At 39.8% G+C, this 19,677-nt stretch carries 18 protein-coding genes; 12 read left to right on the forward strand and 6 right to left on the reverse strand.

Annotation, left to right across the window (positions count from 1 at the left end; all coding sequences use genetic code 11):
- The first annotated feature begins 17 nt into the window (after positions 1 to 17).
- The 4 genes from FPQ13_RS07815 to FPQ13_RS07830 all read left to right on the forward strand — a co-directional run bounded on the left by FPQ13_RS07815 (position 18) and on the right by FPQ13_RS07830 (position 4,791).
- Positions 18 to 1,160, forward strand: a complete 1,143-nt coding sequence (locus FPQ13_RS07815) for a CaiB/BaiF CoA transferase family protein (RefSeq protein WP_144088786.1) — start codon at positions 18 to 20, stop codon at positions 1,158 to 1,160.
- Between the two features lie 41 nt (positions 1,161 to 1,201).
- Complete coding sequence (locus FPQ13_RS07820) at positions 1,202 to 1,978, forward strand: enoyl-CoA hydratase/isomerase family protein (RefSeq protein WP_144088787.1); 777 nt, start codon at positions 1,202 to 1,204, stop codon at positions 1,976 to 1,978.
- A 56-nt stretch (positions 1,979 to 2,034) separates the two neighbouring features.
- Entirely contained in the window at positions 2,035 to 3,555 is a 1,521-nt protein-coding gene (locus FPQ13_RS07825; protein ID WP_144088788.1) for an acyl-CoA synthetase, read from the forward strand.
- Between the two features lie 90 nt (positions 3,556 to 3,645).
- Positions 3,646 to 4,791, forward strand: a complete 1,146-nt coding sequence (locus FPQ13_RS07830) for an acyl-CoA dehydrogenase family protein (protein ID WP_144088789.1) — start codon at positions 3,646 to 3,648, stop codon at positions 4,789 to 4,791.
- A gap of 78 nt (positions 4,792 to 4,869) precedes the next feature.
- On the opposite strand, the gene FPQ13_RS07835 is transcribed toward FPQ13_RS07830, so the two are convergent.
- From FPQ13_RS07835 to FPQ13_RS07850, 4 genes are all read right to left on the reverse strand, one after another.
- Entirely contained in the window at positions 4,870 to 5,217 is a 348-nt protein-coding gene (locus tag FPQ13_RS07835) for a DUF488 domain-containing protein (RefSeq protein WP_144088790.1), read from the reverse strand.
- Positions 5,218 to 5,265: 48 nt separating this feature from the next.
- Positions 5,266 to 5,706, reverse strand: coding sequence for a universal stress protein (locus tag FPQ13_RS07840; protein WP_186279597.1), 441 nt, complete (start codon positions 5,704 to 5,706; stop codon positions 5,266 to 5,268).
- A 261-nt stretch (positions 5,707 to 5,967) separates the two neighbouring features.
- Positions 5,968 to 6,939 carry a sodium:calcium antiporter gene (locus tag FPQ13_RS07845; RefSeq protein ID WP_144088791.1) on the reverse strand — a complete coding sequence of 324 codons (972 nt, stop codon included), beginning with the start codon at positions 6,937 to 6,939 and terminating at the stop codon, positions 5,968 to 5,970.
- Between the two features lie 257 nt (positions 6,940 to 7,196).
- On the reverse strand, positions 7,197 to 8,774 hold the full coding sequence (locus tag FPQ13_RS07850; RefSeq protein WP_144088792.1) for a BCCT family transporter: 1,578 nt from the start codon (positions 8,772 to 8,774) through the stop codon (positions 7,197 to 7,199).
- A gap of 283 nt (positions 8,775 to 9,057) precedes the next feature.
- On the opposite strand from FPQ13_RS07850, the gene FPQ13_RS07855 reads away from it, so the two are divergent.
- From FPQ13_RS07855 to FPQ13_RS07885, 7 genes are all read left to right on the forward strand, one after another.
- Positions 9,058 to 10,095 carry a TAXI family TRAP transporter solute-binding subunit gene (locus tag FPQ13_RS07855; protein WP_144088793.1) on the forward strand — a complete coding sequence of 346 codons (1,038 nt, stop codon included), beginning with the start codon at positions 9,058 to 9,060 and terminating at the stop codon, positions 10,093 to 10,095.
- Positions 10,082 to 10,657, forward strand: a complete 576-nt coding sequence (locus FPQ13_RS07860) for a DUF1850 domain-containing protein (protein WP_246065423.1) — start codon at positions 10,082 to 10,084, stop codon at positions 10,655 to 10,657. The genes FPQ13_RS07855 and FPQ13_RS07860 overlap by 14 nt, the downstream gene beginning before the upstream one ends.
- 71 nt (positions 10,658 to 10,728) lie before the next feature.
- Positions 10,729 to 12,975 carry a TRAP transporter permease gene (locus tag FPQ13_RS07865; protein WP_246065425.1) on the forward strand — a complete coding sequence of 749 codons (2,247 nt, stop codon included), beginning with the start codon at positions 10,729 to 10,731 and terminating at the stop codon, positions 12,973 to 12,975.
- 95 nt (positions 12,976 to 13,070) lie between these two features.
- Positions 13,071 to 13,502, forward strand: a complete 432-nt coding sequence (locus FPQ13_RS07870; protein ID WP_246065427.1) for an RDD family protein — start codon at positions 13,071 to 13,073, stop codon at positions 13,500 to 13,502.
- 91 nt (positions 13,503 to 13,593) lie between these two features.
- Positions 13,594 to 14,334, forward strand: a complete 741-nt coding sequence (locus FPQ13_RS07875) for an SDR family NAD(P)-dependent oxidoreductase (RefSeq protein WP_342778581.1) — start codon at positions 13,594 to 13,596, stop codon at positions 14,332 to 14,334.
- A 198-nt stretch (positions 14,335 to 14,532) separates the two neighbouring features.
- Positions 14,533 to 15,252, forward strand: coding sequence for an N-acetylmuramoyl-L-alanine amidase CwlD (cwlD, locus tag FPQ13_RS07880; RefSeq protein WP_144088795.1), 720 nt, complete (start codon positions 14,533 to 14,535; stop codon positions 15,250 to 15,252).
- A gap of 67 nt (positions 15,253 to 15,319) precedes the next feature.
- On the forward strand, positions 15,320 to 16,357 hold the full coding sequence (locus FPQ13_RS07885; protein WP_144088796.1) for an Mrp/NBP35 family ATP-binding protein: 1,038 nt from the start codon (positions 15,320 to 15,322) through the stop codon (positions 16,355 to 16,357).
- Positions 16,358 to 16,410: 53 nt separating this feature from the next.
- On the opposite strand, the gene gerD is transcribed toward FPQ13_RS07885, so the two are convergent.
- Positions 16,411 to 17,064, reverse strand: a complete 654-nt coding sequence (gene gerD, locus FPQ13_RS07890; RefSeq protein ID WP_144088797.1) for a spore germination lipoprotein GerD — start codon at positions 17,062 to 17,064, stop codon at positions 16,411 to 16,413.
- 143 nt (positions 17,065 to 17,207) lie between these two features.
- Between gerD and FPQ13_RS07895 the strand changes: the two genes are divergently transcribed.
- Entirely contained in the window at positions 17,208 to 17,888 is a 681-nt protein-coding gene (locus FPQ13_RS07895; protein ID WP_144088798.1) for a KinB-signaling pathway activation protein, read from the forward strand.
- Between the two features lie 73 nt (positions 17,889 to 17,961).
- Here the strand turns inward: FPQ13_RS07895 and FPQ13_RS07900 are convergent, their stop codons facing one another.
- Positions 17,962 to 18,723, reverse strand: a complete 762-nt coding sequence (locus FPQ13_RS07900; protein WP_186279598.1) for a polysaccharide deacetylase family protein — start codon at positions 18,721 to 18,723, stop codon at positions 17,962 to 17,964.
- Positions 18,724 to 19,677: the final 954 nt, after the last annotated feature.

Below are 19,677 nucleotides of genomic sequence, written 5' to 3' on the forward strand. Positions count from 1 at the left end.
GCAGGAGGGAAACGCTAATGTCATTGCCACTTGAATCGGTTCGCGTACTCGACTTGACCAGACTGTTACCAGGTCCCTATTGTACATTAGTATTAGCAGATTTCGGTGCGGAAGTCATTAAAGTAGAAGACCCTGCAAAAGGAGACTATACAAGAGATTACCAACCGAAATTAGATCAAGACGGTGTTTATTTTCATGCCCTGAATCGGAACAAAAAAAGCATTTGCTTGGATTTGAAATCCGAAGACGGGAAGGACAATTTTCTGAAGTTAGTTGAAAAAGCTGATGTAGTAGTAGAATCTTTTCGACCAGGAGTTATGGAGCGATTAGGTCTTGGTTATGAAAAGCTCAAACAAGTGAATGAAAGAATCATCTACTGTGCAATCACCGGTTATGGGCAAACAGGTCCATACCGCGACCGGCCAGGTCATGATGTGAATTATATTAGTTATGCTGGTCTTCTTCAGCTCATGGGAGAGAAAGACAGAAAACCAGTAATTCCTGCAACACAAATTGCCGATATCGGGGGAGGGGCACTTCCAGCTGTAATTGGTATTTTGCTAGCCCTTCTGGAACGGGAGAAGTCAGGAAAAGGACAGTTTGTAGATATTTCCATGCTGGATGGGGTCATTTCTTGGCTACAATTTTTGCTTCCGGGATTCCTAGTTAAAGATAGTCAGCCGAAACGAGGGGAACTGATGCTCAGCGGTGCATTGGCTTGTTATGAAGTATATCAAGCAAAAGATGGAAAATGGCTATCCGTCGGTGCATTGGAACCGAAATTTTGGGTGGCATTTTGTAAAGCGATCGACCGAGATGATTTAATTCCTAAACTTGACGCACCACCTGCTGTTCAAGAACAAATGAAAGAAGAAATAGGAGCAATCATATCAACGAAGACCATTGACGAATGGATGAAAATTTTTAATGAAGTTGACTCTTGTGTGTCTCCACTTCTGTCATTTGAAGAACTTGTAAACAATCCACAGGTGAATGATAGAGAAATGATTCGTACAGTAGCGCATGATACTTTAGGGGAAATGAAACAAATTGGTATTCCGATTAAACTTTCCGAGACTCCTGGTGCGATTCAAACACAGGCACCTAAATTAGGCGAACATACGCAGGAAGTGTTAAAAGGAATTATTGGAGTGAAATAAATCACTATAAAACAATTATTTATAAAAATGATTAGGGAGAGATGTTCTTGGCTGATTTACTTTCGATAAAAAAGAATGACGGAATTGCAACAGTCGTGATCGATAATCCCCCGATGAATGTTTTGAGCTCAAAAGTAACTGCAGAGCTCGATCAATCTTTTCGCCAGCTGCGTGAAGACGAAAGTGTGAAGGTAATTATTTTAACGGGTGCAGGGGACCGAGCGTTTATGGCTGGTGCAGATATTAACGAATTTGCAGAAGAAGAGAATGAACAAACAGAAACACCAGATGTGCAGGAAGTATTTTCTTTTATTGAAAATATACCTAAACCAACGATCGCTTTGCTCAATGGTTATACGCTTGGTGGTGGATTAGAGCTTGCCTTAACTTGTGATATTCGAATTGCCGAGGCGCATGCACAAGTAGGCTTACCCGAAGTCAATTTAGGATTACTTCCTGGAGCTGGTGGAACACAACGACTTACTAGAATCATTGGACCGGCTAAAGCGAAGGAGATCATGTTTGGAGGTGATCCACTTTCAGCAGAAGAAGCTAGTGAATTAGGAATCGTTAACAAAGTTGTACCACAGGGAGAAGGGAAAGAAGCGGCAGAAAAGTTTGCTGCCACATATGCTGCTAAATCTGTACAGGCGTTAAGCCGGATTAAGCGACTAATTAATTCAGTAAGTGAATATCCTTTACAGGAAGGTCTACAGTTGGAAAAGCAATTGTTTAATGATTTGTTTGCAACAGAGGATGCAAGAGAAGGAATACGAGCCTTTAGGGAGAAACGTAAACCAGTCTTTACAAATCGGTAAATAGTTTCTTCGAAAGATGCTAGCAGTAAAATATATTATTTCACGGAGGTAATAATATGGATATCGGTTTATCATTATCACGTAATGCTAGGCGCCTACCAAATAAAACAGCATATATTTACAAGGATAAATCCTATACGTATGATCAGATGAACAAAGAGGTAAACAAACTTGCACATGGGTTAATTGGTCATGGTGTAAAGAAAGGCGACAAAGTCGCTTTTATGATGGAAAACTCCGATAAGTTTGTTATGGTTTATTATGCAATTATGAAAATCGGTGCGATTGCAGTTCCTGTGAATTTTCGTTTGACCGCAAGAGAAGTCGCTTATATTGTGAATGATTGTGATGCGGGGACAGTATTGTTTGATGGTAAATTTGCAGAGCTAATCGCCAATGCAGTTGCCGAGAATAAAAAGGTTAAATTGAAAATATCAACAGATGAAAGTGCTTCAAACGGGCAGTTTACGATCAATAAAATACTTACAGATAATGAGACAGACCCTTCTATTATCGTAAATGAAGATGATGACGCGCAAATTTTGTATACTTCAGGAACAACAGGCAATCCAAAAGGTGCCTTGTTCGACCATCATCGAATTTTACATGTAGCATTTAATACCTCTATTATGATGAGCATAACTCCATCCGATAATTTACTTCACGTTGCTCCACTTTTTCACTCAGCACAGCTTAATTTATTTTTAATCTCAGGGACATACCTAGGCTGTAAGCAAGTGATCCACCAAAGTTTCGATCCAACAAAAGTTCTTGAAGATATTGAAAAACATAAAATTAGTATATTTTTTGCTGTACCAACGATGTATAACTTCTTACTTCAAGTACCAAATAAATATGATTTAAGCTCAGTCACTCGTTGTGGCTATGGTGCTGCACCTATGCCAATAGCTCTATTGAAACAAGTTATGGAACTATTTCAAATGGAACAGTTTTACAATATGTGCGGATTGACCGAGGCAGGACCTGGAGGTGTTATGCTGACGCCCGAAGATCATGACGATAAAATCGGTGCAGGTGGTAAGGCCATGCTGAATACTGAAGCACGGGTAGTTAATGAGAGTGGTGAAGATGTTCATCCAGGTCAAGTAGGAGAATTTGTTCTTAAAGGCGAAACAATAATGAAATATTATTATAATAAACCGGAAGAAACGAGTAAAACGTTGAAGGACGATTGGCTCTACACGGGTGACTTAGCGACGATTGACGAGGAAGGTTTTATTACGCTTGTTGACCGTAGAAAAGATATGATCATTTCAGGAGGAGAAAACGTTTATTCAACGGAAGTGGAGCATGTGCTATATCAGCATCCAGATTTATTAGAGTGCGCGGTCATCGGACTTCCTGATGAAACATGGGGTGAAAAAGTTGTTGCTGTTGTCGTACCAAAAGAAGGAAAATCGATTGATGAAGAACAATTAAAAGAGTTTTGTAGAGATTATCTTGCCAAGTATAAAATACCTGTCGAATTCAAATTTGAAAAAGAAATCCCAAGGAATGCATCTGGAAAAGTATTGAAGTACCGACTTCGAGAGTCGTTAACAAAAGAAACAACATGAAGTGACACATAGATATATAAAATTGTATTTCTTATTAAGTAACATTCTTATAGTGCACAAAATTAGTAGCTTTAGAGGGGAAATTAAATAATGAAACGTACATTTTTGACTGATGAGCACGAAATGTTCCGCAGATCATTAAAAAAGTTCCTTGAAAAAGAAGCTGTACCTTTTTATGAAAAATGGGAAAAAGACCAACAAGTACCAAAATCGTTTTGGGAAAAGGCGGGAAAGCAAGGATTTTTATGTCCGCAAGTAGAAGAAAAGTATGGTGGTGTAGAGGCGGATTTTGGTTATGCTGTGGTTTTATCAGAGGAATTTGAAAGGGTCGGTACAGGTTTATTAGGAATCGGACTGCATAATGATATCGTCATACCTTATATCGAGGCGTTTGGTAATGAAGACCAAAAGTCTCGTTGGTTGCCTAAAGCAGTCACAGGGGAAATTATTTCTGCCATTGCGATGACAGAGCCAGGTGCAGGGTCAGATTTAGCTGGTATTAGAACGACAGCTGTTAAAGATGGAGATGATTATATTGTTAATGGAGAAAAAACATTTATAACGAATGGTCATTCTGCCGATTTAACCATTGTTGTTTGTAAGACAGACCCGCAAGCAAACCCACCCCATAAAGGTATCAGTTTGTTGGTTGTTGAATCTGAAGCGGAAGGATTCACAAAAGGGAAGAAGTTGGATAAGGTTGGCCAGCATGCGAATGATACGTGTGAATTAATATTTGAAGATGTAAGAGTCCCGGCTGCAAATTTACTAGGAGAAGAAAACAAGGGATTTTATTATCTCATGGATAAATTACAGCAGGAAAGACTCATGGTCTCCATATCATCAATTGTCAATGCAGAGAGAATGTTGGATTTGACGCTTGACTATGTGACACAAAGGCAAGCTTTCGGAAGAAGCATAAGCAAATTCCAAAACACCCAGTTTAAGATTGCTGAGATGAAAACAGAAATTGAGATTGGCAAAACCTTCGTGGATCGATTAATTCAAGAACACATGGCTGGAGGGAACATTGTGAATGAGGTTTCCATGGCTAAATGGTGGACGACTGACTTAGCTCAAAAAGTTGCTGTGGAAAGTATGCAACTTCATGGTGGGTATGGATATATCGAAGAATATGAGATTGCGAGAAGGTATCGAGATGTGGCTGTTGCATCTATTTATGCGGGAACTAATGAGATCATGAAAGGGATCATAGCGAAAAATATGAGATTATAAGTGTAGTGTCGAACAACATCTTGTTTCTCATATAAACAAGATGTTGTTCGGTTTTTTTAAGGTAATGTGGCATTCAAATCACAACAAACTCTTCAAAACCTGCGCATGATTATATTCTTCTTCTTTAGTTGCGGTCAGCAATGTAACATCTTCTTTTTGTATCATCTTTTGTAGTTCCGAATATGCCTTCTTCTGCTCCTCTTCGGATTGTAATTCTTCTTTGTATTTCTTTTTAAATGAATCAAATTTATCTGGGTCGTGATCAAACCATTTACGTAAATCATCACTTGGAGCTATTTCTTTTAACCATTCATCGAGATTTGCTTCCTCTTTGGAAACGCCTCTTGGCCAAATGCCATCGACAAGAACACGTTTGCCATCTGACTTAGCCGATTCTTCATAGATTCGCTTAACTTGCACTGTCATGTATAATCACCTCTGCAGTACATGTAACCTAAAAGACTGTTCATAAAACTATTCACTGCGCACAATCAACACATCACAAGGTGCCGTGCGAGTGATCGCCTCAGAAACGCTTCCGAGCATAACACGTTCCACCGCGTTTAGCCCGGTTGCACCAGTTAAAATTAAGTCGATTTCGTATTTTTTCGCAATTGTTTTCGGGATTTTTTGACGGGGACTGCCGAATTCCAAGACAGTTGTTACTTGTTCGACTCCTGATTGCGTTGCCTTTTCTTCATATTCCTTCAGTAGCTCTTTACCGACTCGTTCGACTTCAGGTAAAATTGTCTGGCTATAATGCTCAATCGTTGCAAATGTCCGGTAATCGACCACATGCGCAATCACTAATCTAGCATCAATATTTTTTGCAATTCGGCATGCTTTGTTAAAGGCTTTCTCACCGTTTTTGGAGCCATCTACAGCAACTAAAATATTTTCGTAGTCTTTCAACATGTCCATCTCTCCCTTTTTCTTAATAATGTAATTATATCATGTTATATGAATAGATGAACGTTGTAGGGAATTGGATTAACACTGAAGGAGGCCAGATTAACCCTGAAGTAGCTCGAGTTAACACTGAAGGTTCTCGCAATAACACTGAAGCTTAACAAATTAACACTGAAGACACACGAAATAACCCTGAAGAGACGAAAATGATCGCTGAAATTAAAAAGCAGTAGGGATTCATAATATCCCTACCGCTAATCTACTTTATTAAAATGTCATATACGAAAGAACGAGATACATCAAAATGATCACTATAGAAGGCCAAGCGTATGAAAAGCCGGATTGTTTTTTCTGTCTCTTAACAATATAGAGCATGACAATCATCATTAGAACTCCGAGTAAAGCGGTCCAGATCATCGTAGGGTCAGTTCCTTTGAGGATGGCCTCTTCGCGATAAAAGGCATCTGTAACGACTAGTAGCATTAAATTAAATAGGTTACTACCTAGGATTGACCCGGCCGCCATTGAATAATTCGCCATGCGAAAAGCGACGACCACTGTGACCAATTCAGGAAGAGAAGTGGAAGCGGCGATTAACACGCTCCCCACAAAGCTTGAATTCATACCGGATATTTCTGCAAGTCGGTCACCAGTGATTGAAAGCACACTTCCTGCAGCAAAAACGATAACAGCGAAAACGACAAAGTTTGTGACGGCTTTCTTTAATGTAATTTGAAGGGTTTTGCTCTCTGGCTTTATTTCTTCCGTTTGACTCGCTGGGTTACCTTCGAACATTTTTAACACAAAAATATAACCGATCACTAAAAGGTACATTTCCAAGCCAATATTAAAAATGGATGGTACCTGAACCCAAAGAATAGCTACAACGACGAAGCTCGTAAATAAAATCCCTGCAATTATAGATGGCGTTTGATCTTTGGAATGCAATTGATTAAAAGCACGTCTTTTACGGTAAAACAAATCGACACTCGCCAAAATCAATAAGTTAAACACATTACTCCCGAGCATATTACCGACAGCGATATCTGGGTTATCGATGTAGACAGCGGTTAAACTCGTTGTCAGCTCAGGTAGTGAAGTGGCACCGGCAATCAGTAATCCACCAACCATCGCGCCACTTAAGGAAGATTTCTCGCTGATGACATCCCCATATTTATTTAGTTGAACGGCAGCAAACACAACAATAACGGCTGCTAAAATAAACAAAAATAATACCAAGAATAACTCCTCCTAACGGATTTCCGTTTTGATATTAGGAAAGCCGAACGATTGAAGGCCTGTAAACTAGGTTCCCTATTTTTGAGAAAATAAAAAACCTTGGCCATCGGTTCGGCCAAGGTCTTGCGATTTATTTGATGAGCCGGGTACTTAAAAAGTACCGAATTGACGACTCATCAACCGTTTGGGCGGTCGCTACTCCCCTTGTTTTCTTCTTCATTTACTATAATGCAGGATGTTGTGCGTGTCAATTTAAATCAAGATTTTGGTTGATTGTCTTTGTCTTCTTCCAATTGCTCCAAACGATCTTGCATCCGTTTATAACGTCTTAATTCTCTTTTACTGATTGGTACAACATCTTTTCGTAATAATTTAATTAACGCTGCGATCATTAAAAGCATGATTAAGGCAAATGGCAGGGCGGCAATTAATGAAGCCGTTTGTAAAGCTTCTAATCCTCCGGCGAATAAAAGTACCCCAGCAATTGCTGCAAGTAACACACCCCAAATCATCTTTACACGCATCGGAGGGGTTAAGCTTCCCTTCGTCGTCATGCTTCCGAGTATATAAGCGGCTGAGTCGGCTGACGTAATTAAAAATGTCGCGACGAGTAAAATAGCAAGTAACGATGAAAGCGTCGGAAGCGGCAATATTTGAAGCATTTCAAACAACGCGACAGTTACATCGGCATTGACCGCCTCTGCAATATTTGTTCCATTTTTTAAATCACTATGAAGCGCAGTTCCACCGAATGTTGCGAACCAGAATAACGAAATGAGTGGCGGAACAATCATGACTCCGAAGATGAATTCTCGAATGGTTCGTCCTCTAGAAACGCGGGCGATAAATGCTCCGACAAACGGTGACCAAGCGATCACCCACGCCCAGTAGAAAATAGTCCAATCACGAACCCATGTGCCACCTTCATAAGGTGTTAATCGTAAGCTGTATTGAATGATATTCGTGATGTAGTCACCGAGACCAAGGACAAAAGAATTTAAAATGAATACAGTTGGTCCAGTTATAAAAACGAATAATAGCAAAAGAACGATTAAGCTCATATTTACATTACTGAGGTATTTAATTCCTTTATGCAAACCGGTAGTAGATGAAATCATATAAGCGATAAAAATGAGTACGATAATCAATATTTGAATCCAACCGTTGTTCGGGATACCAAATACGGCATTAAGTCCACCATTCATTTGCAGAACGCCTAAGCCAATCGAAGTAGCAATCCCGATCACCGTTGCGATGACAGCCAAAGAATCGACGGTTGTTTTGATATTCGCATTATTGCCAGTGATTGGTTCAAGAGCTGTTGAAACAAGCCCGTCACGTTTTTTTCGGTATTGAAGATAAGCGATGATTAAACCGACTAAGGTGAAAATCGACCATTGGTTCATGCCCCAGTGGAAAAATGAATAACCCATCCCGACTCGGGCAGATTCCACACTATGATCTTCAATGTCAGGAAAAGGGGATTCAAAATAGTGGCTCATTGGCTCTGCGACACCCCAGAATACAAGTCCAACACCGAGACCGGCGGAGAACAACATGCCAATCCATGTGAAGAATGGAAATTCAGGACGTTCGTTCTCTCCTCCAAGGCGAATTTTTCCGAAGCGGGTGATTGCTAAGACAAGCAAAAATGCGGTAAACATAAATACAGCAATGAGGTAAAACCAACCAAAATAGGTAGTGGTAAAGCCGTAGAGTGTCTCTGAAACAGATGCAAATTGATTCGGCATGATAGCTCCTAAGATGGCCAACAGACCCACGACGAAAGCGGAAATAAAAAATACGGGGTTTTTCAATAAATCATTTAGATTCATGGATGAACTCCTTTAGTTATTTGGTAGATTGATAGCTATTTTTGAATAATATAGTTATTATTTTATAATAATTACGAAAATTATCCAATAAATTGCCATACGACAAGTTGAAAACATGACCTTTTACCCAAAGAAATAATTAGCATTATTAACCATATATAAAATTAATTTACGGAAATAAAGTTTATTTTTGTTTTAAATCTACTATTTATAATGTATAATATTTTCAGACAACAAGAAATACTATCATTTACATTCAAAAATCTATTAGGGGGGATTTTTTGTGAAGAAATTTAATTTATTGCTTGTACTTCTTCTGTCGCTTGGACTGTTGTTCTTAGCAGCATGTGGCGGTGACAACGCCGATGATGCAAACGAATCGGACAGTGGTTCAGAAGGAGATTCTGGATCTGAAGAATCAGGTGGAGAAGAAGCTTCAGCTGGTGAAGATTGGGTAGAAAACGTTACGTTGTTGACAGGTGGAGAAGCGGGTACGTACTATCCACTTGGTGTAGCAATGGCTGACATCATGACTGAGAATGTCGATGGTGTAAGCGCTAACGGAGTATCTTCTGGTGCTTCTGTTGTTAACGCAAACGAATTAAGTGATGGAAACGCAGAGTTCGGTTTACTGCAAAATGATATCGCTTACTATGCACATGATGGGTCTCATATGTTTGAGGAAGTTGTAGATGGATTCAGTGGTGTATTTACGATGTATCCAGAAACAATTCAAATTGTGACATTAGCTGATACTGGAATTGAAACAGTAGAAGATTTGAAAGGCAAGCGTGTAGCTGTAGGTGACGTTGGTTCAGGTACAGAAGCGAACGCGAATCAAATCTTAGGTGCCTATGACATCACTTATGAAGACATTAACGAAGAGTTCATGGGCTTCGGTGACGCTTCAACTGCACTACAAGATGGAAACATTGATGCAGCTTTCGTAACTGCTGGTACACCAACAGCTAGTATTCAAGAATTGGCAGCAAGTGCGGACGTGAAGATTGTCGGTCTTAGCGATGAAAAGATCGATCAACTAATCGAAGAGTATCCATATTACACGCGTGTTGATTTAGACGAAAACACGTACGATAGCTTTGATGCTACAGCATCTACTGTCGCTCCACTTGCGATGTTAGTTGTACGTGATGATCTGCCTGAAGATCAGGTGTATGAGCTAACAAAAGCTATCTTTGACAATCTTGATGATTTAGCGAATGCACACGTACGTGGTGAGGACATTACGCTTGAATCAGCTCAAGATGGAATGTCTATCGACTTGCACCCTGGAGCTAAAAAGTTCTATGATGAGCAGTAATTCTCTCGATCGTGCAACAAACAGAAAGGCATTGCTTTCGAGCAATGCCTTTTTAAAAAAGATAAAATGGCTTATTCTCATCATTTTGCTTTTCATCATCTTTTTGGCGGTCATTTTATTTTCACAATCTACATATCTATTACAAATAGAAAAAGTAGAGAATAGTGAAATTCTCTGGGAAGCTGAAATCGAAGAGAATGAGTGGTTCGCACATGAGTATATCCATTCTGTAGAAAAATCCCCTGTCATTGAGAAATTTAAATATGATTCATCTGGAAAGATTTTAACAATGGAAAGCTGGACAAAATCGTTCGGTGCAGGAATGCCTTACGAACGAAAAGGCACAGTGGAAATGGTTGATGGCTATTTTGTCATTAAGGACTTGAATAAGCCGATTCACGACAATAAGTTATTGATGCAACCTTCCGATTTATTTCCGCATAAGTTTTATTTTAAAGATCAAGAAATTACTTTATCTGAAGAGCCATTTATAAAAAATGTGATAGAGATAAAGGTTAGTGAGTTAACTGGTTTTGAACGAATTACTAATCTATTTAATTAACCAGATGTCTTCAAAATAGCTAGAAGTTGGTTAGGTGAATTTGAGTTTTAAAAGAGAGAGAGGTTCATAATATGGATGAGTTGAGACAACAGATGGATAAACAAACACAACAAGAGATGATCAATGAACTTGAAGGTAGCGACCGTGATGTGAGAGGATTTTGGGCTTTCACAACGATAGCTGTAGCCGTGTTTCTTTCTTTGTATCATTTTTATATCGCGGGTTTTGGTTTGCCGGGGATCGGTTCGAAGACTTTTTTAATTTTTCACCTAACATTAGGTTTGGTACTTGTCTTTCTAATCTTTCCACCTAAAAAAGGGCTAAATCAAAAAACGGTTCCTTGGTATGATGCATTGTTGGCAATTATGTCGTTTGGTGTCGGTATGTATATTATTCAAAATCAAACGTCTTCTTCAATCATTTCAGGCCGCCCGACGGATTTTGATCTGGCAATAGGGCTAGCCTTGATTATTTTGGTGTTGGAAGCAACGCGACGTGTGGTCGGAAAGCCGCTTGTCATTATCGCGTTAATTTTTATCGGGTATTTCTTCCTTGGGGAATATATGCCTGGACAGTTCTTTCATAATCGTGGTGATTTTGAACGGTTTGTCTATGAAATTTCATATCGTAACAACGGGATTTTTGGGACTCCGATTTATGCCTCCGCGCAGTTCGTCTTTATCTTCATTTTATTCGGGGCAATTTTGGAGTCAACGGGAGCTGGACAAATGTTCATCAATTTAGCGATCCGTGCATTCGGGCGTTTTAAAGGTGGTCCAGCAAAAGCATCTGTATTAGCGAGTGGAATGATGGGAAGTATCTCAGGAAGTTCTACAGCGAATGCGGTAACGACAGGTACATTTACGATTCCATTGATGAAACGAGTTGGATTCAAACCGCATGTCGCGGGAGGAATTGAAGTAGCGGCCTCTTCCAGTGGACAATTTCTACCACCAATTATGGGGGCTGCAGCCTTCATCATGGTTGAATTTACGGGAATCCCGTATTATCAAATTATTCAAAGTGCCATTATCCCGGCATTGTTGGCTTATGTGGGAATTCTCTTTATGGTTCATTTCGAAGCATCTAAAAATGGCATTCAAGGAATACCAAAAGCCGAGTTACCGAAAGGTCGTAAGTTATTACTACAACAAGGTTATCTGTTATTTCCGATTTTTGTTTTACTTTATTATTTGGTTGTTGAGCGAATTTCGGTTAATAACTCCGCGTTCTTCTCGATTGTTGTTTTATTGGCAATGGCATTCTTTGCCCACCGGTTCAAAGAAAGCTTAGGACGCTCATTACTGTACGCGGCGGGACTAATTGCTATTGTATTTGGCTTCCAATTTATTGTCGGTACGCTAAATAGTGGTTTGTATCAGTTGAATGGATTATTCGGGACGGATGTATTCGGAACAGAAACGGTTCGTTGGAAACCAGAAATGACAATGCTCGTCATACTCGGTCTGGTCGTTGCATTAGTCTTTGCAGTGTTTCAGCGTAAGTCTAAATTAGGCGCGACGCCGTTTCGCTATAGCTGGAGAAATGTTGTCGAAGGTTTCGAAACAGCTTCTCGAAATGCGCTTTCCATCATCGTTGCCTGTGCGACGGCAGGAATTTTGATCGGTGTTATTACGACTTCTGGTTTATCAACGAAGTTTACACGAATCGTTGTCGGCTTTTCAGAGACATTGACAAATATGCTGCCAAGCTTCATGGTGACGGATAACACGCAGCTTTATTTCACATTAGTATTAACTGTTTTTGCCTGTTTACTGCTCGGTCTTGGATTACCGACGACTGCAACATATGTCGTTCTTGCGGCGATTGTTGCACCAATCTTAACGGATATGGGTGTTCACGTATTAATCGCTCACTTATTCGTTCTTTATTACGGTGTGCTGGCGGATGATACGCCTCCGATCAACTTACCGGCGTATGCGACGGCAGGAATAGCGAATGCCGGACCGGTTCGAACAGGTGTGCAAGGATTTAAATTTGACTCAGCTGCACTATTGTTGCCGTTTGTCTTTACGTTAAATCCAACTATTTTATTTTTGACTGACGCATCCTGGTATGAAGTCATTTTCGCAATCATTACAGCGACGGTTGGAATGATCGCCTTTGCATCATTCATTCAAAACTGGCTAATTCATAAATACGCATGGTATGAGCGAATTATTGCTTTATTGTCGGCGTTGCTGTTTATTCAAAATAACTGGGTGACGGATGTAGCTGGAATCGTCTTGTTAGCAATATTGCTTGCATTACAGTTAATCAAGGGGAAATATCAGCAATCGAAAGAGCAAACCGCTTAATCATTCAGTTTATACAACAGTCCCTGAATTCACTTCAGGGACTGTTTTCTATATAATGGGAACAGATGAGTGATTAGCTGAAAGGGGATTTTTGAGTGATTGAAAACAAACCGGCTGGATTTTGGATTCGATTCTTAGCTATTTTTATAGACAGCCTTTTCGTTTCGCTCCTCACTTGGTTGGTAGCCGGGTTAATTACAGGAGAAGTGGAACAATTACAGCAAGCACAGCAGCAAACAGAAACAAATGCCGAACAACTCTCGAGCTCTATCTACAGTATATTTTTCGTAATTTTATTTACGGCATCTCGCTTCAAAGGCTCGCCGGGTAAGATGATTTGTAGAATTCAAGTGACCAATGAAGATGGCTCGAAAATTAGCATATTGAAATCGCTCGGTCGTTACTTTGCTTATATTCTCTCTGCAATCATTTTAATGATTGGGTTTATGATGGCAGGTTGGACCGATCGAAAAAGAGCTCTTCATGATTATATTTGCCAAACTGTGGTGACCTATCGCGATCAGTAACCTCAAAATCGGGTATGGATGTAGTGAATGAATACTTTTGGCGATTCAGCAAAAATTAGAAAGTATCTATTCACTGAAATCGATGAGGAGGATGCTTGTGCGATTAGATGGGCAAGTGGCAATCATTACTGGAGGCGTCAGCGGAATTGGCGAAGCAACAGCTAGATTGTTTATCGAAGAAGGAGCAAATGTCATCATTGCGGATGTCAATAATCCGAAAGGTGAAGAGCTTGCAAATGAATTAGGCGATCGTGCGACATATATTTACACGGACGTCACTGAAGAAGAGGAAGTCAAACGACTGATCGATCAAACGGTTGATAATTTTGGAAAGCTCGATATTCTCTTTAACAATGCAGGTGTCGGTCCTGTCATGGATACGGCTGAGATGAACGATGATCAGTGGAACCGTGTGATTGAAGTGAATTTGAATGGCGTTTTTTACGGAATCAAGCATGCGGTTAATCATTTTAGAGAAAAAGGCAGTGGCATCATCATCAATACGGCTTCAATGCTTGGCCATGTCGGTCAATCTCAAACGGCGGCTTATTCGGCATCGAAAGCTGGTGTAGTGAATCTCACGCGTACAACTGCTTTGGAATATGCCAAATATAATGTTCGCGTGAATGCTGTATGTCCGGGTTATGTGAAAACCCCGCTAATGGAGCAGTTAGAAGAGGGAGATATTGAGGAATTGGCTAAAGTTACACCGCTCGGACGTCTAGGCAAGGCAGAAGATGTCGCAAAAGCCGTATTGTTCCTGGCGACAGATGACTCAAGCTTTATAACAGGTACCAGTTTGATTGTAGATGGTGGTTATACAGCGAAATAAGTTTAATGAATTAGACTCGCAAGCGGTTTTCAATGCTTGCGGGTTTTTCTGTTTTTATCAATTGTTTAGACCAAATAAGGAGGAAAATAGGTAAAACCGATACTTTGAAACAGGTCATTTGTTTTTTAGTTGTTCGGCTTAATGTAAGTCATAATCACCCTTCCTTGTCCATAAAATAGCAAGAGGGGAGGGGAGCTCTTGAAAAAGCTATGGTTCATATTGTTATGGTTAGTCGGTCTAGTGTTACTCATATATCTGATTCGCTATCCGATCCCATCATTTTTTTCACCTACGAATGTAACGATGCCGCTTGCGAATAAAGTAATCGTCATCGATCCAGGTCACGGTGGCCCAGATGGCGGGGCGGATCATGATTCGGTTTATGAAGAATCCATCGCATTGGATACATCTTTGTTATTACGTGATTACTTACAACAAGCGGGTGCGTTAGTGTATATGACACGTGAGTCAGATATAGATCTCGCAGCTGAAGGCACAAGAGGGCTTTCCAAGCGAAAATCCGAGGATATTCGGAATCGAGTGAAATTCATTCAGGAAAAAGACCCCGATTTATTTATTAGTGTTCACCTCAATTCAATTGCGAGTTCTCAGTGGTCAGGGGCACAGTCGTTTTATTACCCGGATGAAGAAGGCCAAAGTGAAGCCTTGGCAAAATCGATCCAAAAGCGTTTGCGTGAAGAAACAAAAGGAACACGTGTCGCTTTGGGATTAAATCAAATTTATTTATTGAAGCATGCGGGTGCGACAGGAACTTTAGTGGAACTGGGCTTTTTATCGAACCCAGATGAAAGGCGACTACTGACGCAAGAGAGTTATCAGAAGCGGCTGGCTACATCGATCGCTGAAGGAATTGTTGAATTCATTATGGAAGAAGATGAAGATAACGGTGCCTCTTAGTTAAGAAAACACTGAACTTTATGTTATACTAACCTTGCACGACTTTTTGAAAGGGAAGGTGTAACATTTGGTAACAGAAGAGCGAGTAAGAGAAATATTAAACCCGGTCAAAGACCCACATATACATAAAACCTTTGAAGAAACGGGTGCAATAGAGAATATTAAGATTAAAGAAGATAAGAACCACGTCAGTGTCAAGATTGCCTTAGCCAATCCGAATTCTGGTGAACAGCTTCAGCTACAGCAGGAAATTGTCGGTATGTTAAAAGAAGAAGGCGCTGCTACTGTCGGTTTGCGTTTCACTGAATTACCAGAGGAATATAAGCAAGCCGCTGATCAAGAAAGCGAAGCAAATCTAATCGGACAAAAAGGCACGAAATTCATCTCGGTCGCGAGTGGTAAAGGTGGCGTCGGTAAATCAACGGTTACTGTCAACTTGGCAATTGCTTTGGCACGCCTCGGTAAGAAAGTAGCTATTGTCGATGCCGACATTTACGGCTTTAGTGTTCCGGACATGATGGGGATTGAAAATCGTCCACAACTACGTGGAGAAAAAATCATCCCAGTTGAGCGCTTTGGTGTGCAAGTTATTTCGATGGGCTTTTTCGTTGAAGATAACTCCCCGATTATTTGGAGAGGACCTATGCTTGGAAAAATGCTGACAAGCTTCTTTAAAGAGGTGGAGTGGGGCGACTTGGACTTCCTTCTATTGGATTTGCCTCCAGGTACAGGAGATATCGCATTAGACGTGCAATCACTTCTGCCATCGTCTAAACAGCTGATCGTTACAACGCCACACCCTACAGCTGCATTCGTCGCAGCTCGTGCTGGGCAAATGGCTTTGAAAAATGAGCATCAAATTTTAGGCGTTATTGAGAACATGGCTTACTTCGAAAGTACATTAACGGGTCAAAAAGAATATGTATTTGGCGAAGGTGGCGGCGATAAGCTGGCTGAAGTACTCGATACAGACGTACTAGGCCGCATTCCGTTACAACAACCATATGATGAAGAAGATATTTTTGCACCAGGCATTTACCAAGAGGATCATCCAACAGGAAAGATTTTCTTGTCCATTGCGAATCAAATGATTAAACGTGCATAAGCGAAAGAGCTGTCAACAGATGAATGTTTGACAGCTCTTTTTTCGTTTTTATATTACCCTCCAGCGCCGGCGCTACTATCACTTCCGCCACCTGATTGTCCACCGCCACTATCACCGCCACCTTGTTCTTGACCTTGGCCTTGGCCACCTTCGGATTGTTGTGCTTTTTCAGCGGCCTTCAGTAACGTTTCCGTCATTTTTGCTTTAAAGAGTGGACTTTCCAAAGTCTCTTGTATTGTTTTTTCTAAATGAGCTTTAAATGCTTGGCTGGATAAAGCTTGAACGATGGTTTCCTGCATTTTTGGTTCTTGAAAGATCTTGATTAACTGTTCTTTATATGTGGAATCACTGAGTAAACCGGTCATTAGTTCCTTCATGCTATCTTCTGTCGCTTTTGTATAAGCTTGAACAAATGAAGGATCTTCGAATAATTTTGTCCAATATTCTATCGATTTCTCACTCTGTAACGTTTGTTCAATCGTGTCCTTGACGACTTGTGCATTTAATATTAATTCATTTTTCATGTCTTCTTCAGTCAGTAGGTCCTTAACTGCTTTTTTTCCGTCATCGGTTTTTAGAATATCAACAACCATTTTTTTCGTCGTTTCATAATCGGTGTTTTGGGAGGATTGATCACTTTGGGTGCAGGCAGTCAATAAAATGAATAAGCCTAATAGTATAAACCCCGTAAGTTTTTTTAGCGTCATGGTTTTTGCTCCCTCTGAAGGTAGTTTCCTTTTTATCTTGATGAAGTTGTGAAAAAATATACATATTAGGGTCAGGCAAAAAATGTCGGTTCGTGGTAAAATACAATGGATAAATGATGTGTTTAATGTTGGAGGGAAAGCAAGTGACGATTCGCAATTGGTTAAAATTTTCAAGTGTCACCTTATTGCTAGGCTTTTTAGGAGCTGTCATCACAAGTTTCTTTGTAAGAGCAGACGCTTATCTGGAATATATGCACCCTTTGGATTTTTGGGAACTTACAGGAACGTTTTTGTGGTTTTCTGTATTGGGACTTCTTTATAGTGTCATTAGCCAAATGGGTTTCTTCGCCTATTTGACCGTGCACCAGTTCGGAAAAGGATTTTTCGGTTACTTTTGGAAACACGCACAAATCGTAATTATTGCAATTGTGTTGTTCGATCTCGTTTACTTACGTTATACGAGAGCAGAAGATCCAGGGAGTATATTTCCGTACATAGTTGTAGCGGGTGTGTTGTTTATCTATTCACTTGCGGTCGCCTACGTTAAAAAAGAGGAAACTCATCCGAGAGCATTCCTGCCTGCAGTTTTCTTTATGACCGTTGTGACTGCGCTCGAATGGATTCCAGGACTGCGTACGAATGACCCGGATACGATGATGATCATGATTGTCCCATTGGTCGCATGTAATACCTATCAATTACTGCGTTTGCACCATATTGTCGGTTATACAAACGAAAAAGGCGAAGAGGTTGGCATGCCAAATAAAGCGGACGAAGTACAAAAAAGAAAACCAACGAATGCGAAAAAAAACAAAAAGAAATAAACAAAAAGGTCCCCAAGAAATCACTTGGGGACCTTTTTCAATAGACGGTGAGCAATATAGTCGTCCAATTTCGTTAGTTGATTGGCTGCAGTTCAATTTGAGCAGGTGAAAGAAGCTCGGTAACGGTCACAAATTGAAATCCTTCAGTTTCTTTTTGCTCAATGATTTGTTTGACGACCTCAGAGGCTTTCTCTAAATCATCCCGTATGGGCATCACGATAATGTCACCACTACTTATTCCATCGGTAATTTGCTTACTAATCGTTTCCGTATCTTGGTTTTTACTTACATCTGCATATACACTCCAAAAAACAGTTCGATAACCTAGTTTGTGAATTTGTTCTGTCACCAATTCGGAGTATTTATTTTCAGGTACACGCACATACTGAAGCGGCTCATAGTCCAAATTTTTTAAAACGGTTTCTCCGCGTTCGATATCTTGCTTAATGTAATCCAGTGAACGGCCTTCATAAGCTTGATCCGAAAAACCGAGCAAACCGAGCTCGTGATTTTCTTCAATAATCCATTCAGCTAACTCTTCATTCCGTAGCGCCCATTCCCCATTCACAAAAAATGTAGCCTTGACTTGCTTCTCATCTAATACGTTCATGACATCGACAATCGTATCGTCACCCCATGGCACATTAAAGGTCAAAGCAATTTCTTTTTCCTCTTTCAAACTTTTCGTTATTGCACCCTCATTTACAGATTGATTCTGTGTGGCGTTTTCAAATATGTAATCGTTAGATAGTTGGATGGTAATTGTAAATAATAAAAGTAATGAAAGCACGGCAACCCACTTTTTCCAGCTTGTCCAATTGAACGTGTAAAACATAGATCCCATTCCTTCTTTGAATTCTATTAATTACGCTTGAACATCAACAAAACACATATCATTTAAATAAAGAGTTGGTGAGATGTGATGGAAATTTATCGCGTAATTGATTCAACAACCGTTCGTTTAAAGGTGTAAGACACTTTCTTTTAAGGAGAAATTCTCTTTATAAATATCTATATGAATGTTTGCATATTTTTAGAATGGTTATATTACATAAAGCAGGAAGAACAATACAGTGAAAACTTTAAAATATATAGAAATGGGTGAACATCATTGTTAGGTCTAATGATTAGTGAAACAGAACAGAAAGAGCTGGAGTATTTACTAAAGAAAGAAATGGACGAATTACTCTTTGAGGTCACAGCTGATGACTTTAATGCGGAGATAAAGAATGCAATCAAGAAAAGATATATAACGTTGTTTAATTTATACAAGAGGTTTGCAAGCCAAAATGAATTAGTGAATTACACCCCAAGAAAGAATTTTCCCCACGTGAAGTAACTTAATTTTTGAGCATAGACGCCTCCCTTCTTACACATGAGTGAGGAAGGGAGGTGGGAAATTAAGAGTAGATCCTCCCGTGAAGCTGACCACTCAGCGAATGAAGAAGTGATCAATGAAGCCCATCCAAGAAGCAGTCATATTAGAGCTGGGAACTACTAGAACACAGTTTGATTACAGCGACTTAATAGCACAAATTCAGTCAAAAAATATTTTTGTATTTTTAGTATTGATTCGTCTAAATAGATATGATATATTTATTAGCGTTGTCAGGAGATAACGCGGTTTGACTCTTTTTAAAAAAGGAATTCAAAAAGTTATTGACAACGTTTTGGAGCTATGATAAATTAAGTCTTGTCGCAAAAAACGACATACATTTCGAACCTTGAAAACTAAACAAAATAGCCTGAAGTCAATTCGGTTTCTTTCTTATTGATTGGGAAAGAAACA

The organism is Allobacillus salarius, from assembly GCF_007559425.1.
GTDB lineage: Bacteria > Bacillota > Bacilli > Bacillales > Alkalibacillaceae > Allobacillus > Allobacillus salarius.

What these genes read in the sequence shown, in the direction of transcription:
- FPQ13_RS07875 (WP_342778581.1), top strand. Translation starts at nt 13,594, where the DNA reads ATGCTTGTGCGATTAGATGGGCAAGTGGCAATCATTACTGGAGGCGTC.
- FPQ13_RS07835 (WP_144088790.1), bottom strand. Translation starts at nt 5,217, where the DNA reads ATGACAGTGCAAGTTAAGCGAATCTATGAAGAATCGGCTAAGTCAGAT.
- FPQ13_RS07900 (WP_186279598.1), bottom strand. Translation starts at nt 18,723, where the DNA reads ATGTTTTACACGTTCAATTGGACAAGCTGGAAAAAGTGGGTTGCCGTG.
- FPQ13_RS07820 (WP_144088787.1), top strand. Translation starts at nt 1,202, where the DNA reads ATGTTCTTGGCTGATTTACTTTCGATAAAAAAGAATGACGGAATTGCA.
- FPQ13_RS07850 (WP_144088792.1), bottom strand. Translation starts at nt 8,774, where the DNA reads ATGAATCTAAATGATTTATTGAAAAACCCCGTATTTTTTATTTCCGCT.
- FPQ13_RS07815 (WP_144088786.1), top strand. Translation starts at nt 18, where the DNA reads ATGTCATTGCCACTTGAATCGGTTCGCGTACTCGACTTGACCAGACTG.
- FPQ13_RS07865 (WP_246065425.1), top strand. Translation starts at nt 10,729, where the DNA reads ATGGATGAGTTGAGACAACAGATGGATAAACAAACACAACAAGAGATG.
- FPQ13_RS07840 (WP_186279597.1), bottom strand. Translation starts at nt 5,706, where the DNA reads ATGTTGAAAGACTACGAAAATATTTTAGTTGCTGTAGATGGCTCCAAA.
- gerD (WP_144088797.1), bottom strand. Translation starts at nt 17,064, where the DNA reads ATGACGCTAAAAAAACTTACGGGGTTTATACTATTAGGCTTATTCATT.
- FPQ13_RS07825 (WP_144088788.1), top strand. Translation starts at nt 2,035, where the DNA reads ATGGATATCGGTTTATCATTATCACGTAATGCTAGGCGCCTACCAAAT.
- FPQ13_RS07830 (WP_144088789.1), top strand. Translation starts at nt 3,646, where the DNA reads ATGAAACGTACATTTTTGACTGATGAGCACGAAATGTTCCGCAGATCA.
- FPQ13_RS07860 (WP_246065423.1), top strand. Translation starts at nt 10,082, where the DNA reads ATGATGAGCAGTAATTCTCTCGATCGTGCAACAAACAGAAAGGCATTG.